A 15383-nucleotide genomic window follows, 5' to 3' on the forward strand; every position below is an offset into this window, starting at 1 on the left:
GTTCGGCATAGGCCGGAAGATAACGGATTGCGGAAACAACTAGGCTGTTTTCTCATGATCGACCTCCGATTCCTGCGCGAGAACCCGGAAGCTGTCCGTGCCTCGCAGCGGGCCCGCGGTGAAGACCCCGCGCTCGTCGACGCCCTGCTCGAAGCCGATGCCGCGCGCCGTTCCGCCGTCGCCACGGCCGACTCCCTGCGCGCCGAGCACAAGGCCATGGGCAAGGTGATCGGCAAGGCGAGCAAAGAGGAACGCCCCGCGCTGCTGGCCGCCGCCACCGACATGTCGGCCAAGGTCAAGGAGGCCGAGCTCGCCCAGAACGCGGCCGACGCCGATCTCGACGCCGCTCACCGCGCCCTCTCGAACGTGATCCAGGACGGCGCCCCGGCCGGTGGCGAGGACGATTACGTCGTGCTCGAAACCGTGGGCACCCCCAAGGAATTCGACTTCGAGCCGAAGGATCATCTCGAGCTCGGCGAGTCGCTGCGCCTGATCGATATGGAACGCGGCGCGAAGGTGTCGGGTTCGCGGTTCTACTTCCTCACCGGTTTCGGCGCGATGCTGCAGCTGGGCCTGTTGCAGCTGGCCGCGCAGAAGGCGGTCGCCAACGGGTTCACCATGATGATTCCACCGGTGCTGGTGCGCCCGGAGATCATGGCGGGCACGGGTTTCCTCGGGCAGCATTCGGCCGAGATCTACCACCTCGAAGAAGACGATCTCTACCTGGTCGGCACTTCGGAGGTGCCGTTGGCCGGCTACCACTCCGACGAGATCCTCGACCTGAGCGCGGGCCCGAAGCGCTACGCCGGTTGGTCGTCGTGCTTCCGCCGCGAGGCCGGCAGCTACGGCAAGGACACCCGCGGCATCATCCGCGTGCACCAGTTCGACAAGGTGGAGATGTTCGTCTACACCACCCCCGAACAGGCCGACGCCGAGCATCAGCGGTTGCTGGCCTGGGAGCGCGAGATGCTCGCCGCGATCGAGGTGCCCTACCGGGTGATCGATGTGGCCGCCGGTGATCTCGGCAGCTCGGCGGCCCGCAAATTCGACTGCGAGGCGTGGGTGCCCACCCAGCAGGCGTACCGGGAACTCACCTCCACCTCCAACTGCACCACCTTCCAGGCGCGCAGGCTCTCGATCCGCTATCGCGACGAGAACGGAAAAGCGCAGGTCGCCGCCACGTTGAACGGCACGCTGGCGACCACCCGCTGGATCGTGGCGATCCTGGAGAACCATCAGCAGGCCGATGGTTCGGTGCGGGTGCCCGAGGCGCTCGTCCCGTTCGTCGGCACCGAGGTTTTGACACCGTAGAGCACTTCACTGTTTGCTGGCAGACCATTTGTGTGATGTGGCAATCATCGGAACCGAACAACATCTAGGCTGGTGCTCGTGCGAGGAATCGGGGCGCGCGGCGATACCCGAACCCGGGTGCGGGCGGCATCGGCGTTGGCGACGGCAAAGGTCATGGCCAGGACAACGGGGGCGTTCTACGTTCTCGGTGGTGTCCTCGGCCTGACGATCACTGCCATCGCACCGGGCGATGACGGCAACCGGCTGCTGGTCGGCACCGCCGCGGCGGTCGCGCTGTTCCTCGGCCTGACCCTGCTGGTGTGGGGTCCGCGGATGCCGCACACGCTGCACCACCTCTACCTGGCCACCGCGACCGTGCTGGTCACCGTCGCGGTGCATTCCTTCCCGAACCTGGTCGGCGGCATCACCCTGGCCTCGTTCTATGTGTTCGTCGCCTGCGACGCGGCACTGTTCTTCGCCTGGACACAGGCCGCCGCGCACATCGGTTTCGCGATGGTGCTGTGCCTGTGGGTGCTGCCCGATCGGGGACTGCCCTGGTGGGCCGGCCTGATCCCGGCCGGTGTCACCTTCGGCGCCGGGGTGGTGGTCGGCATCCTCACCCGGATGGCATCGGAAGCCGATATCGACGTACTCACCGGTCTGCTGAACCGGCGTGGCTTCGAGAAGCAGCTCAACCCGGCGATCGATGCGGCCAGTCGCGGCGGTCAGGGCCTGTCGCTGGTGCTGGTCGACCTGGACCGCTTCCAGAAGATCAACGACCACCTCGGCCACCGCGCCGGCGACGCCGTCCTGCAACGAGTGGCCGACAGCTGGCTCGACCTGCTCGCCCCCGACCAGGTGCTGGCCCGCTTCGGTGGCGACGTGTTCGCACTGCTGCTGCCGGGCACCACCGAGCAGGCCGCGATCCTGCTCACCGAACAACTGCGCGCCGCGGTGACCATGGGTTGCTCGGCCGGTGTCACCTCCTGGCAGCCCGGCGAGTCGGGTTCGCTGCTGATCAGCCGCGCCGATGTGGGTCTGTACCGGGCCAAGCAGGCCGGTCGCAACCGCACCGTCCTCGAATCCTCGCGACAGCTGCCGCTGGCGGTGGAACTGCGGGAGGCCATCGACAGCGGCGCCCTCGACGTGCACTACCAGCCGATCGTCAGCCTCACCGAGGACGGCGGCCGAGCCGTCGGAGTCGAGGCGCTGCTGCGCTGGTCGTCCAACGCCCAGCCCGAGGTGAGCACCGAGGGCCTGATCCGGGTGGCCGAGGAATACGACCTCATCGCCGACCTGGACGAACTGGTGCTGCGCCGCGCCTGCGCCGACGCCGCCCGCCTGCAGGACAGCTTCGCCTCGCTCAACCTGACCCTCAATGTCAACGTTTCGGGCCTCGAACTGGCCGAAACCGACTACGCGGAGCGGGTCGCGACCATCTTGTCCGACACCGGCTGGCCCGCCGACCAGCTGGTCCTCGAGGTCACCGAGAGCGAACTGGCCGCCGAATCCCAGACGGCCATCACCAACCTGCACACCCTGCGCGACCGTGGCGTGCGCATCGCCATCGACGACTTCGGCACCGGCTACTCCTCGCTGAGCCGCCTGGCCACCATCCCCAGCGACATCCTCAAGGTCGACCAGTCCTTCGTCGCCGCCATCCGATCCGATTCCCCCGCTCCGCCGCTGCTCGGCGTCATCGCCGCGCTCAGCAAGTCGCTGGACCTGCAGGTGATCGCCGAGGGCGTGGAAACCGAATACCAGGCCGCGGTCCTCACCGAACTCGGCTTCGCCCTGGCCCAGGGCTACCACTACAGCGACTCCCACCCCGTCACCGACCTCATCAACGACCTCAACGAAGGCCGGTCGAACCCCACCACCCCACCCGCCGACGAAGACGACTCCCTCGCCGCCAACGGCTGGATCCCGCTCGGCTGATCCAGAGCGTCTCCGGAAGACTGTCGAGCGGTCATCGGTCTTGCCGCACAGCCCTTCCGGGATGTCTCGCCGGACAACCCGGGGTGCTGTCTCGGCTGCCGGATCGGGTCGGCGAAATCGATTGACGACAGCGGACTCGTGCGGAATTATCGACGGTATGCGAATGCTCATCTACGGCTGTTGACCCTCCCGCCTCAACAAGCGCTGCGCCGCGGTGGTGGCGCGGTTGACCCGTGAACCGGTCGGCGTGCGTGGCCTGGCGCTGCGCGCGGTGCTGTTCAAGGGTTCGCGTGACCTGCTGCCCATCTACGCCCTGTACGGCGTGCTGTTCGCCGACCACGGGCTGACGACCGCGCAGATCTCACTGCTGCTCGCCCTCTGGTCGGTGACCGCGTTCCTGCTCGAGGTGCCCTCCGGCGCGTGGGCCGACACGGTGTCGCGCCGGGCGCTGCTCGTCCTGGCCTCTGTACTGCAAGCCGCGGGCTTCGCGACCTGGATGCTCGCGCCGTCCTTGCTGGGTTTCGCGCTCGGATTCATCCTGTGGGGTATCTCCGGTGCCCTGGAATCGGGCACCTTCGAGGCCCTGATCTACGACGACCTCGTCGCCCGCGCGGAACCGTCCGCGTACGCCCGGATCATGGGTTGGGCGCGCGGCGCGCAGGAAACGACCGTGCTGGTGGCCATCGTCGCGGCCGCGCCGCTGTACGCGCTCGGTGGATTCGCGCTGGTCGGTTGGGTCAGTGTCGCGATCGGCGGCCTGCACACCCTCGCCGCCCTCGCCTTGCCCAGCGCGCCGGTAGCCATCTCCGCCGCCGCGATCGATGAACTGGACGACGAGCCCGACACCATCGGCCCCCATGCCCCGCCCGGCTGGACGAAAACCACCGTGGCAGAAGAACTCCAAGATGCTTCGCCGGCTTCCGCGTACTCTCCAGCATCCGCTGAAACCGCTTCCGCTCCGTCTGCGGAGCCGGCCCCCCACCGCGACCCGGCGGACGGCGTGCGACCGGCGCCCCCGCCGAGCGGTCCACCGTCCCCAGATGGCGTATCGAGCCGCTATGTGGCAATGCTCAGGGCCGGTATCGCCGAGGCACTGCATGTTCGGCGAGTCCGTCGCGGCGTGCTGCTCGGCGCGTTGCTCTACGGTGTCACGGCCTTCGACGAGTACTTCGGTCTGCTCGCCGTCTCCGGTGGTGCGACGACCGCCACCTCCGCGCTGCTCGTCGGTGTCACCGCCACCGGGTCACTGGCCGGTTCCCTGCTGGCGGGCCGCACCGAAACCGTGCCGGCCAAGGCGTTGGCGGCCGCCCTGTTCGTCGCCGGCCTGCTGTTCATCGCCGGTGCACTGGCGGTCGGCGCGGCGAGTCCGCTGCTGCTGTGGGCCGGATTCATCGGCATCGCCATCGCCTACGGCATCGACTTCAACGCCGAAGTAGTGGCCGGCGCGCGCCTTCAGGACGCCATCGACGGCCCGGCCCGCGCCACCGTCACCTCGGTATCCGGACTGCTGGCAGAAGTCGTCGCCCTCGCCGTCTTCGGCTTCGTCGCCGCCGCGACCCTGTGGCTCTCGATGTCGACCACCATCGCCCTGCTCGGTGCGGTCCTGCTGCTCGCCGGTGCTCTGACGCCGAGCTGGTTGCCTGCGCGAACCGCGCCGGATGAGCCGTCGCCGGCCTCGGACCACCACCTCTAGGGTGGTGCGTGTGGTCGTGACCAGGTGTGATGGTGGGCGTGGGCAGGGCTCGACCGGGTCAGCGACTGGGCAGGGGGTGTGAAGTGGTGAGTGGGCGCCGTGGCATCGGGCTGGTGTTCGGTTTCTGTATCGGGGCCGGGGTCGCCGTGCAGGGGCGGATCAATGGTGCCCTGGGTGCGCGGCTGGCCGACGGTGTCGCGGCGGCCACCATCAGTTTCGGTACCGGACTGCTCGCACTCCTGATCGCGTTCGCCTGCAGTTCGAGGCTGCGGGCGGGCGTGGGCAAGGTGCGCGTCGCGGTGTCGCAGCGCAGGCTGCGGCCGTGGCAGTTGCTGGGCGGGGTGTGCGGGGCGTTCTTCGTGGCCTCGCAGGGGCTCACCATTGCCGCGATCGGTGTCACCGCGTTCACCGTCGCGGTGGTGGCCGGTCAGCTCCTCAGCAGTCTCGTCGTCGACCGGCTCGGGCTGGCGCCGAACGGGCGGACCCCGATCACCTGGTGGCGCGTGGTCGCGGCGATTCTCGGCGTCACCGGGGTCGTCCTGTCCGCGGGCGGACGTTCCGTCCCGATCGCGGTCACCACCGGTGTTCCCGATATCCCCGCCCTGCTCATCGTCCTGCCGGCGCTCGCGGGCATCGGCCTGGCCTGGCAGCAGGCGGTCAACGGCCGGGTCGGCACGGTCGGCGGACCGTTCACCGCCACGCTGGTCAACTTCGTCGTCGGCCTGGCGGCCCTGTTCCTGCTCGACCTCTACATCCTGTCCACCACCGGCTTCCCCACCGAATTCCCCACCGCCCCGTGGCTCTACACCGGCGGCCTGATCGGCGTCGCTTTCATCGCACTGGCCGCCGTCACCGTCGGCCTGATCGGTGTCCTGCTCCTCGGCCTCACCTCGGTGGCCGGCCAACTGGTAGCGGCCATGTTCCTCGACGCGGTCGACGGAAAGCTCTCGGCCACCGCGGCATTCAGCTGCGTGGTCGTCCTGTGCGCCGTCCTGGTGGCAAGCCGGCCCACGCACTGAACCCACCGCCGCCATAACCTTCCGTGCGCGGGCCCGATGCGTGACTCCGAACTCCCCACAACGGCCATCCCGGCAGCAGCGCCGAGTCGCGCGCGCCACTCCGCACAGCACGTGATCACCACGCTCTGTGCGAGATGTTCGCCGAGCGGGCCCTCGGCGCGATCATGGTGACCTCGGAGGTGGGATGTGCCGGTTGCACCGACCAGTTCAACGCATGCCGACCAACCGGGATATCGCGGTCAGTGCCCACTCGTCGCGTCGTCGCCGATTGTGCGCCGAGATCTCGACCGGCAAGTGAAACCTTCTGTGGGTGGTGGATTTCGGCGTAGTGAACTCGAACAATCCAGCTTCTCCGTGGATCCGCCCGAATCCCGACCCACCGTGGCCGCCGAACGGTAGCGCGGGCACGGCGCCGTAGCTGATCACATCGTTGACGCTCACCATCCCCACCTCGAGCCGCTGCGCGATCGACGCACCGTGGCGCTTGCTGAACACCACCGCTCCGAGCCCGTAGTCGACGGCGTTCGCGGCAGCGATGGCCGTGTCGAGGTCAGGCACCCGGTTCACCGTCACCACCGGCCCGAACGTCTCTTCCCGGATCGCCGCCGAGTCCTGCGGAACGTCCACCAGCACAACAGCGTCCACATACGGCGCACGCACCGACTCCGGCCCGCCGACCAGTGCGGTACCGCCGTCGGCCAGCGCACTCTCGATGTGCCGCGTGATCGTCGCGAGCTGACCAGGCATGGTCACCGGACCCCAATCCCGGCCGGCCTGTACCGCCCGTGCCGCCTCGGCCAGTGCCTCGAGGAACCGCTCGGCCACAGCCGCCACGACGTACACCCGCTCAACCCCGGCGCACGACTGCCCGGAGTTCATCGTCGCTCCCCACAGGACCGCCCGGGCGGCGCGCTGCAAGTCGGCATCTTCGGCCACGATCGCCGCGTCCTTGCCGCCCAGCTCCATCAGCACCGGCGTCAACGATTCAGCGCATGCCGCCATCACTTTCCGCCCGGTGGGAGCCGACCCGGTGAACGCGAGCTTGTCGACACCTGCCCGGCACAGCTGTGCACCTGTCGCACCTGGCCCGTGAACCACCGTGAACACTCCGGCCCGGCCGGTGGCGGTGACGAACGTGTCGGCCAGCCACTGCCCGATCGCCGGTGTGTACTCACTCGGCTTGAACACCACCGCGTTACCCGCCGCGAGCGCATACGAGATCGACCCCATCGGCGTGTACATCGGGTAGTTCCACGGCCCGATGACCCCGATCACCCCGCACGGTTGGCGCTCGATCCGGCTCGCCTGGTTGACCATGAGCAGCCCGGATGACACCCGACGCGACCGCAGCACCCGGCCGGCGTTGCGTGCCGCCCAGTCCAGGTGGTGCAACGTGAGCGTCAATTCGATTTCCGCGTCGGCACCGACCTTGCCGTTCTCGCGGGTGAGCAGCGCGAGTATCTCCGCCCGCCGCGTATGCAGCAGCCGTTTCCAGCGCAACAGCTCCCGCCGCCGCTCAGTCGCGGGCAAACCAGCCCATTCGATCCGGCCCCGTCGCGCGCCGTCGACCGCCGCGACGACCTCATCCCTGGTCGCGACCGGATATCGCGCCACTTCCGCTCCGTACACGGGATCAACCGATCGGAGAACACTTCCGCTATCGACAAGCTCTCGGGTCATGCCTTTCAAGCTAAGCGCGATCACCCAATAATGCAACGCACCGTTGCGTTGTATATTAGGTAGCGCTCGACCCGCTGACTCGACCGTCGCCGACCCGGACGGATCCCCACCCACCACCAACCGAGGAGCCGCGATGCCCGCCCCCCGCCGCGCCCAGGCGATCTACGCCGCCACCCTGGAACAGCTCACCGAACACGGCTACGAAGCCATGACGATCGAAGGCATCGCCGCCGCCGCGGGCGTCAACAAGACCACCATCTACCGCTGGTGGCCCGGCAAAGACGCCCTCCTCGGCGCCGCGGTGCGCGAAGCCGACACCATCGAGTTCCCCGACGCCGACACCGGCACCCTGCGCGGCGACCTGGTGGCGGCGCTGGGCGGAATCGCCCGCATCCTCGAATCCGAAGTCGGCCGCCAGCTGGTGGCCGGCGCCATCGCCCGCGGCAACCCCCAGATCACCGCGGTGACGAGGCAATTCCTCACTGACCGGCTGCGCCGCGAACAGGCCGTCCTCGACCGCGCCCACGCCCGTGGCGAACTCGCCGAACCCGTTGCGGCGGAGCGCCTCTTCCACCCGGCTGTCGGCGCCCTCTGGATCCGGCTGCTGGCCCTGGGCGAGCCCGCCACCCCCGAATACCTACACGCCCTGGTGGAGGACCTCCTCACCGGCGTCGTAGCGCGGTGAATCGTGACCGGATGTTAGGTTGCTGACGAACCAGCCGCTCGCCCGACGAGCGTTGCGGGCTCACCCGCCGCGGCGGGGTGGAACGGGGGAGGACCGCAGTGATCGAGCCGCTGTCGCCGACGGAATCGCCGACGATCGGCCGCTATCGAGTACGCGGCGTGCTCGGTGCCGGCGGAATGGGCCGCGTCGTGCTGGCGACGGGACCAGACGGCCGGTTCGTCGCTATCAAACAGATTCATTCGCATCTGCTCGACGATCGTGAATTCCGGGCCCGTTTCGAGCGGGAGGTCGCCATCTCCGCTCGAGTGTCCGGGGCGTTCACCGCCGCGGTCGTCGACTTCGATACCAGCGGTGACACCCCCTGGCTCGCTTCGGTGTTCATCGCCGGTGTGCCATTGGACAAGGCCGTGCGCGAACTCGGCCCACTGCCGGTGCCGGCGTTGCGCACGCTGGCCTCCGGTCTGGCATCGGCCCTGCATTCGATTCACAGCACCGGCCTGGTGCACCGTGATCTCAAGCCCGCCAACGTGATTCTCGCCGCCGACGGGCCGCGTGTGATCGACTTCGGCATCGCGCAGACGGTCGGCGGCGGCGCAGCGCTCACCGAGGTCGGTGCGGTGGTCGGCTCGCCCGCGTACATGTCACCGGAGCAGGCGATGAGCGAACCGGTGACCTCGGCCGGCGATGTCTTCTCCCTCGGCTCGCTGCTCTGTATGGCCGCCATCGGCAAGAGCCCGTTCGCGGCGTCCTCGGCGCCGTACACCCTGTTCAACATCGTCCACAGCGAGCCGCAGCTCGAGCTGGTCCCGCCGCAGCTGCGGGAGCTGATCGCGGGTTGTCTGCGCAAGGACCCGCAAGCCAGGCCGACGCCGGCGCAGATCCTGGACTATCTGGGTGTGCTGCCGGTCCAGCCACACCCCTGGCCCGCGCCGGTGCACAACGAAATCGCTGACCAGACCCGAGAGCTGATCGCGCTCACCTCTGATCCCGAAGCAACACAGATCATCCCGGCGCACATTCCGACAACACCACCCCCGGGTGCCGCCCCGGTGAAGAAGCGCAGGCCCGTGCTCATACTGAGCCTCGCCGCAGCGCTGCTCACCGTGATCGTGGCCGGGACCGCAGTAGTTGCCTTGCGGGACAGCACCGCCGAGACTGCGGCGCCGCCCATTACTCCGACGGTACCGACCGAAACCCTCCAGGAAGTCGACCAACTGCGCGGCACCGACGCTTGCGCCTGGGTGCGGCAGGCCCTCGGCCCGACACTGCCCGCCGAAGCCGCCGCGAAGGCTTCGCCGGAGGTTGCGTCCTGGCGCTGGCTGCCGACTTCGAGCTGGGGTTGCGACGGCACCTCGGGCGCAGGCCGGATCGCCGTCGAGATCGGCGCCGGCCTGGACCGGTTCGACTCCGAGGGCCAGGTCGCCAACGGCTATGCGCTCGCGCGCCGGGGCGAGGACTGCGCTTTCGCGATCGAGGGCGGCGACCGGGCGAGCCGCTTGGGGATCACTGTGGACACCTTCACCCGCGACGAATGCCTGCTCGCCGAGCACGTGGTAGATCGACTGACCGCCACCCTCGGTGAGCTGCCGAGCGCACCCGACGCTCAGCAATCGCTCGCCTTGGTGGACCCCTGTGCGCTTGTGGACGATTCGGTGTCCACGGCGGCCGGCCCGCTGGGTGCCGGGGTCGCGAAGTCCGCGCACTCCTGCGAATGGCCGGGCGCGACCACAGTGCGGGTCACGCTGTCGCGGCCGCAGCAGCAACTGCCCCAGTTGGGGGCGAAAGTGGTCGACCTCGGTGACGGCGTGCTGGTCGAGACCCCCGGCCATGTGTCACGGGCGGTCGATGAATGTCGGCGTGCCCACGAGTTCCGCAAGATCGGTCAGACCTACCGCGAGATCCTCGAAACAATCGTCATCGACCCCGAACTCGGCGAAGACGAGCGATGCTCGGTGGCCGAAACGCTGGCGAAGCAGGCCGTGGGGCGCTTGCCCGCACGGTAGCGGTGTTCGGTGGACGGGTGATAGTTTCACGACTGAGTTCGGGAGGGCCCGGCGTAAGCCGTGGCCAAAGGGGGATGTTCGTGCGTTATCGGGTGCCTTGGCTTGCGGCATTGTTGTCGCTCACCCTGCTCGCCGCGGCCTGCGGTGACCCCGCGCTCGATCACGGTGACTACGCCCTGACGCCGGTGGCCGGCGAATACGACGAGGTGCCGAGCCGCGCCCGCGGAATAGCGGTGGAGTCGGTACGCATCGGTGAACGGCTGGTCTACGCCGACCGCATCGACCCGGATCTGACGCACAGCGAGGGCGGTGGCGTGGTGGCCGGTGTGCGTGGTGTCAACGACATGCTCTCGGGTGCGCAGCGGATGGCGTTGGACCCGTTCGATGTGCTCGCCGGGTTCGGTGCTATCGGCAGCAACGGTGTGTCAGGCGACGAGCAGCGGGAAAAGTATCTGTCGATCGTGATCGTGGCGCTGCCCGACGAGGCGCAGGCCGATGCCGCCGCCCGCGCGATGGCTGCCGCGGACTTCGAAGCCAACCTCGCGAACGCTCCGCTGCCGGTGCCGGAGTTCCCTGCCGCACTGAGCCATTGGCGTCCGGGAGTGCCGACCGTGGGCAGCTGGTTGGTGTGGAAGAACTTGGTGATCCGCGTCTTCGCGAAAGTCCTCGAACCCCGCGCCGAAGTGTTGACCGACCTGCTCACCCGCACCTATCGCGCGCAACTGGCCGAACTGGACACCTTCGTGCCCACCCCGGCGGCCGAGGTGGCGAACTTGCAGATGGACGCCGACGCGCTGCTCACCAAGGTGGTGAAGACCGGCGACCACTGGCCCGACCGATGGGACTTCATGGTCTACGGGGCGCGGTCTTTCGCGCTGCTCCTCGACCGCCCCGCGGACCGGCTGCGCGAGTTCGAGGAGGCCCAGATCAGCGCGGTGGCCGTGTCCTACGACAAGTTCCTGCATCGCGCGGGTGACAGTGCGGCCGCGCGAACATTCGCCGAGCGCGAAGAAGAGGCACTGCTGGCCGACGACTACACCGTGACCTCGGCTGCTGTGTCGAAGCTCGATGGCGTGTCCTGCTATCGCGCGGGCAGACCGAAGACAACCGTCGACGCCCCCAGGCGATTCGCCTGTCTGGTGCGGCACAACGAGTTCGTCGTGCGCATGTACGGCAACCAGGAAAGCGATCTGTGGCAGCAGGCGGCCGCGCAGTACGCGCTGCTTGGTGGTACCTGGTGAGTGCGGGGAACGAGATGATGAAGCCGCTGGGTCCGCAAGATCCCGATCAGCTGGGCCGGTACCGGCTGTTGGCCGTGATCGGTCGTGGTGGCATGGGTCAGGTGCTGTTGGGTCAGGGGCCCGACGGGCGGTTGGTCGCGGTGAAGCAGATCCACCGGCAGTTCACCGGGAATCCGGAGTTCCGGGCCAGGTTCCGGCGGGAGGTTCTCGCGTCCCAGCAGGTCACCGGCGCGTACACCGCGGGCGTGGTCGACCACGACGCTGAGTCCGAAACACCCTGGTTGGCTTCGGAATACATCGCGGGCCCGTCATTGCAGGACATGGTCGACGAGTTCGGCCCGTTGACGGTGAGCGGACTGAAACTGCTCGCCGTCGGCCTGGCGATGGCACTGCTGGAGATCCACCGCACCGGTCTGGTGCATCGTGATCTGAAGCCGAGCAATATCTTGCTCACCAACGAGGGCCCCCGGGTGATCGACTTCGGCATCGCCCGGGCACTCGAGGACGACGTCACCCTCACCGCGACCGGTGCGGTGATCGGCTCGCCCGCCTACATGTCGCCGGAGCAGGCCGAATGCGCCACGCTCACCGCCGCTTCCGATGTGTTCGGAGTCGGTGCGATCTTGGCGATGGCGGCCACCGCCAGCAGTCCGTTCGCCGCGGCATCGACGCCGCAGGTGCTCTACAACGTGCTCTACAGCTCGCCCGACACCACCGGTGTTCCCGAGCCGATTCGCACCCTGGTGCAGGCTTGCCTGGCCAAGGATCCGGCCGCTCGTCCGACACCGGAACAGCTGCTCGACGCGGCGAGCCGGATCGACGCCGAACCTGTCTGGCCGGTCCGGATCCGCAGGCGGATCGCCGACTACCGCGCCGAGGCGGCCGCTTGGGCCGACGGGACCGCGGCGGCCCCGGCAGCCGAGAAGCCGAAGCGGCGATTGCCTCGCCTGGTTGTCGCGGCGGCTGCGGCGTCGACGCTGGTGCTCGCCGGGATCGCGGTGTGGGGTGTCGGTGTCGACGGCAAGGCGGTGGCGATGGAGGACCCGCCGCTGGCCCTGACCGATGCGGAGGTCCGGCAACTCGACATGTGCGAACTGGTCGGACCGGAGGTGCTCGGCGAACTGGGCACACCGGTGAGCGGCCTCGATCCCGGTCTGGTGGCCGACTGCTCGATCTCCTATCGCGAGCACACCGGACGGGAAGTGCGATTCGACCTCACCACGTGGAATTCAGTGGACGACGTGCGCTCGACCCAGATGGTGGGTAGCACCATCAACTGGATGCCGGTGTTCGGCAGGCACCGGGAGTCCAGGAACTGCTCTCGGTCGGTGCTGACCCAGAGTGGCCTGCCGATGGCTTTGACGATCGACGCGACGTCCACCGAGGGCGATACCTGCCCCGTGGCCGAACGTGCGCTCGCCGCGGTGGTGGGCAGGCTGGCGGTCAATCCGCCACTGAAGGACTACGGCCCCGACTCCATCTTCCTGCTCGACGCCTGTGACCTACTCGACGTATCCGTGACGCGGGCGGCGGTCGGGGACCAGGCCCGCTCGCGATCGCGGCACGGCTGCGTGCAGTCAGGGCACGAAGGCTACTTCTGGCTCGAGCTCGACGATGCTGTCCGCCCGGACGACCTCACCACCGGAAAGGTGCGGTCGACGACCATGATCGCCGGCCGCGAGGTCCACATCGACAGCAGCGGTACCAATGACTGCACCTTGATCGCGATGATCCGCCCGACCGTCGACGATCGCGCTGAGCAGGTGCGGGCCACCTACTACTCGGAAGAGCCGAAGCCAGCCGCCTGCGATACCGCCGCGACCGTGCTCGCCCCCGCCCTGACGAAGTTGCCCACCTCATGACCATCCACCCACCGCGCCCCGACGATCCGCCGACCTTCGGCCGCTACCGGGTGATCGGCGCGCTCGAATCCGCCGCGGGCTTCCGGTCGGTGCTCGCTGCCGGTCCCGACGACGGCCTGGTCGTCGTTCAGCAGGCGCAACCGGAACTGCTCGACGAACCGGACTTCCGGATCCGGATGCGGCACAGTGCCGTTGCCGCGATGCGTGTATCCGGCGCTACCAACACGACCGTGATCGACGTCGACGCGGATGCCGAGAAACCCTGGCTGGCCTCGGTGTTCGTCCCCGGTGTGCGTCTCGACGCCGCCGTCGCCGCACACGGCCCGTTGCCCGTACCCGCCGTGCGCGCCCTCGCCGGTGCGCTCGCCACCGCGCTGCGTGAAGTCCACGCCACGGGTTTGGTGCACCAGCGTCTGCGCGCCGACACCATCCTGTTGACCAGGGACAGCGGGCGTCTCGGTGAAATCGGGATCAGTCGCGCGTCGACTCCGGCGGCCACCGGTACCGCGACCGCCATCGGCAACCCGGACTTCCTGTCACCGGAACAGGCGCTCGGGCACCCCCTGACACCGGCCTCGGATGTGTTCTCCCTGGGTGCGGTCCTGGCGTTCGCCGCCTCCGGTGTTGCCCCGTTCGCCGCCCCGTCGGTGCCGTACACACTGTTCAACATCGCCCAGCGCGAGCCCGACCTGAGCCGAGTGCCCGAACCGCTGTTCGAGATGCTCGCCGCGTGCCTGCGCAAGGATCCGGCTGCCCGGCCGACCCCCGGCCAGATTCTGGACTATCTGGGCGCCCAGCCGACTGGCGCCGCGCCGTGGCCCGCCCCGGTGCTCGACGACATCGGCCGACTCCAGCACGAGATCTCGGCATTGCTGGCCGCCTCGCCCGCCGGCGTCGACCCCGAGCCCATTCCGGCACGGTCGTTCGCCGAGGTCGTCGCTGCCCGCGGTACTGCCTGCGCCGAGTTCGCCAGGGGTGTCATCGAATCCGCGCGTAGCGGATGGAGCGTGGCGACTCCCCGCAGGCGTGTCGGCACGGCCGGTGGGCTCGTGGTGCTCCTGCTGGCCCTGTCGGGAATCACCTACTTCGCGACAGGGACGAACAACGATTCCGGTCCGGTCACCGGGCTGACCATCGCCGAGCTACGACGGATCGATGCCTGCCCGTGGCTCGCCTCGGCCATCGGTGACTCCGTCCCGGTCGCCCCGGTCGCCCTGCCTGCCGACCGGTGGGAGCTGGAACCGAGCACGACCTGGGGTTGCCGTGCCGAGGCGGACGACTACACCATCGCGTTGAGCCTCGGACAGGAGAACAAGTACCTGACGCCGCACCGGACCGTTGTCGACGGCGTACCGATCATCTTCGGCACCACGGTGAGCTGCCTCAGGGCCATCGCCAGCCCGGGCGCGGAGCAGGCGGCGGGTATCGCCATCGAACTCCGGCTGCCCTACAGCATGAAGGACGAGAACTGCGCGGGCGTCGATTACCTGGCCGCCAACATCGCCCGATCGCTGACGACCGCGCCCCGCGCCGAGAACCGGGAGTCGTCGCTGGCCGCCCTGGATCCGTGCACGCTGCTCGACCGGGATACCGTCGCGGCCGAGATCGGCATCCTGCCACCGGAACCCACCATCGCCGACGCGCACACCTGTCAGTGGGACGCGCGCCTGCAACTGAGCTTGAAGCTGGCGCGCACCAGTCTCTACACCTCGGACCCGAAGGTGGCGGACACCATCGTCGACGGCGTCGAAATGTACACCGATTCCATCAGCTCCAGGTCCAAGTGCACGCGCGCCTATCGCACCCCACAATCGGAGGAATCGGTGGAGGTGGAGGTGCAGGGCGCCGACGGCTTCCGCAACGACTACTGCGCCCTGGCCGAGGACTTCCTGCACCGGGCGGTGCGGAAACTGCCGGATCGGTGAGGATCCCCACCCCTGCCGGGCCCGGGTGGATACTCGATCGCGGAGAC

10 protein-coding genes are annotated in these 15383 nt (G+C 68.7%); 9 read left to right on the plus strand and 1 reads right to left on the minus strand.

Annotation, left to right across the window (positions count from 1 at the left end; translation table 11 throughout):
• The first annotated feature begins 54 nt into the window (after nucleotides 1-54).
• From serS to ACFO5K_RS21145, 4 genes are all read left to right on the plus strand, one after another.
• Complete coding sequence (serS, locus tag ACFO5K_RS21130; RefSeq protein ID WP_378565634.1) at nucleotides 55-1311, plus strand: serine--tRNA ligase; 1257 nt, start codon at nucleotides 55-57, stop codon at nucleotides 1309-1311.
• A 78-nt stretch (nucleotides 1312-1389) separates the two neighbouring features.
• Nucleotides 1390-3228 (plus strand): putative bifunctional diguanylate cyclase/phosphodiesterase, encoded by a 1839-nt coding sequence (locus ACFO5K_RS21135; protein ID WP_378565637.1) that lies wholly within the window; start codon nucleotides 1390-1392, stop codon nucleotides 3226-3228.
• A gap of 217 nt (nucleotides 3229-3445) precedes the next feature.
• Nucleotides 3446-4921, plus strand: coding sequence for an MFS transporter (locus ACFO5K_RS21140; protein ID WP_378565640.1), 1476 nt, complete (start codon nucleotides 3446-3448; stop codon nucleotides 4919-4921).
• Nucleotides 4922-5007: 86 nt separating this feature from the next.
• The gene (locus ACFO5K_RS21145; protein ID WP_378565643.1) at nucleotides 5008-5940 is read left to right on the plus strand and encodes a DMT family transporter; all 933 of its coding nucleotides are present in this window, start codon (nucleotides 5008-5010) and stop codon (nucleotides 5938-5940) included.
• A gap of 207 nt (nucleotides 5941-6147) precedes the next feature.
• Here ACFO5K_RS21145 and ACFO5K_RS21150 read toward each other — a convergent pair whose 3' ends face one another.
• Entirely contained in the window at nucleotides 6148-7620 is a 1473-nt protein-coding gene (locus ACFO5K_RS21150; protein WP_378565646.1) for an aldehyde dehydrogenase family protein, read from the minus strand.
• 133 nt (nucleotides 7621-7753) lie between these two features.
• On the opposite strand from ACFO5K_RS21150, the gene ACFO5K_RS21155 reads away from it, so the two are divergent.
• The 5 genes from ACFO5K_RS21155 to ACFO5K_RS21175 all read left to right on the plus strand — a co-directional run bounded on the left by ACFO5K_RS21155 (nucleotide 7754) and on the right by ACFO5K_RS21175 (nucleotide 15336).
• A complete protein-coding gene (locus ACFO5K_RS21155) occupies nucleotides 7754-8305 on the plus strand; it encodes a TetR/AcrR family transcriptional regulator (protein WP_378565649.1) in 552 nt (183 codons plus the stop codon).
• 98 nt (nucleotides 8306-8403) lie between these two features.
• Entirely contained in the window at nucleotides 8404-10308 is a 1905-nt protein-coding gene (locus ACFO5K_RS21160; protein WP_378565652.1) for a serine/threonine-protein kinase, read from the plus strand.
• Nucleotides 10309-10388: 80 nt separating this feature from the next.
• On the plus strand, nucleotides 10389-11549 hold the full coding sequence (locus ACFO5K_RS21165; protein ID WP_378565655.1) for a DUF7373 family lipoprotein: 1161 nt from the start codon (nucleotides 10389-10391) through the stop codon (nucleotides 11547-11549).
• On the plus strand, nucleotides 11546-13411 hold the full coding sequence (locus ACFO5K_RS21170) for a serine/threonine-protein kinase (RefSeq protein WP_378565658.1): 1866 nt from the start codon (nucleotides 11546-11548) through the stop codon (nucleotides 13409-13411). Before ACFO5K_RS21165 ends, ACFO5K_RS21170 begins: the two co-directional genes overlap by 4 nt.
• On the plus strand, nucleotides 13408-15336 hold the full coding sequence (locus tag ACFO5K_RS21175) for a serine/threonine protein kinase (protein WP_378565661.1): 1929 nt from the start codon (nucleotides 13408-13410) through the stop codon (nucleotides 15334-15336). Before ACFO5K_RS21170 ends, ACFO5K_RS21175 begins: the two co-directional genes overlap by 4 nt.
• Nucleotides 15337-15383 lie beyond the last annotated feature (47 nt).

This window comes from Nocardia halotolerans, from assembly GCF_042650145.1.
GTDB classification, from domain to species: Bacteria; Actinomycetota; Actinomycetes; order Mycobacteriales; family Mycobacteriaceae; genus Nocardia; species Nocardia halotolerans.

What these genes read in the sequence shown, in the direction of transcription:
- ACFO5K_RS21155 (WP_378565649.1), top strand. Translation starts at nt 7,754, where the DNA reads ATGCCCGCCCCCCGCCGCGCCCAGGCGATCTACGCCGCCACCCTGGAA.
- ACFO5K_RS21175 (WP_378565661.1), top strand. Translation starts at nt 13,408, where the DNA reads ATGACCATCCACCCACCGCGCCCCGACGATCCGCCGACCTTCGGCCGC.
- ACFO5K_RS21150 (WP_378565646.1), bottom strand. Translation starts at nt 7,620, where the DNA reads ATGACCCGAGAGCTTGTCGATAGCGGAAGTGTTCTCCGATCGGTTGAT.
- serS (WP_378565634.1), top strand. Translation starts at nt 55, where the DNA reads ATGATCGACCTCCGATTCCTGCGCGAGAACCCGGAAGCTGTCCGTGCC.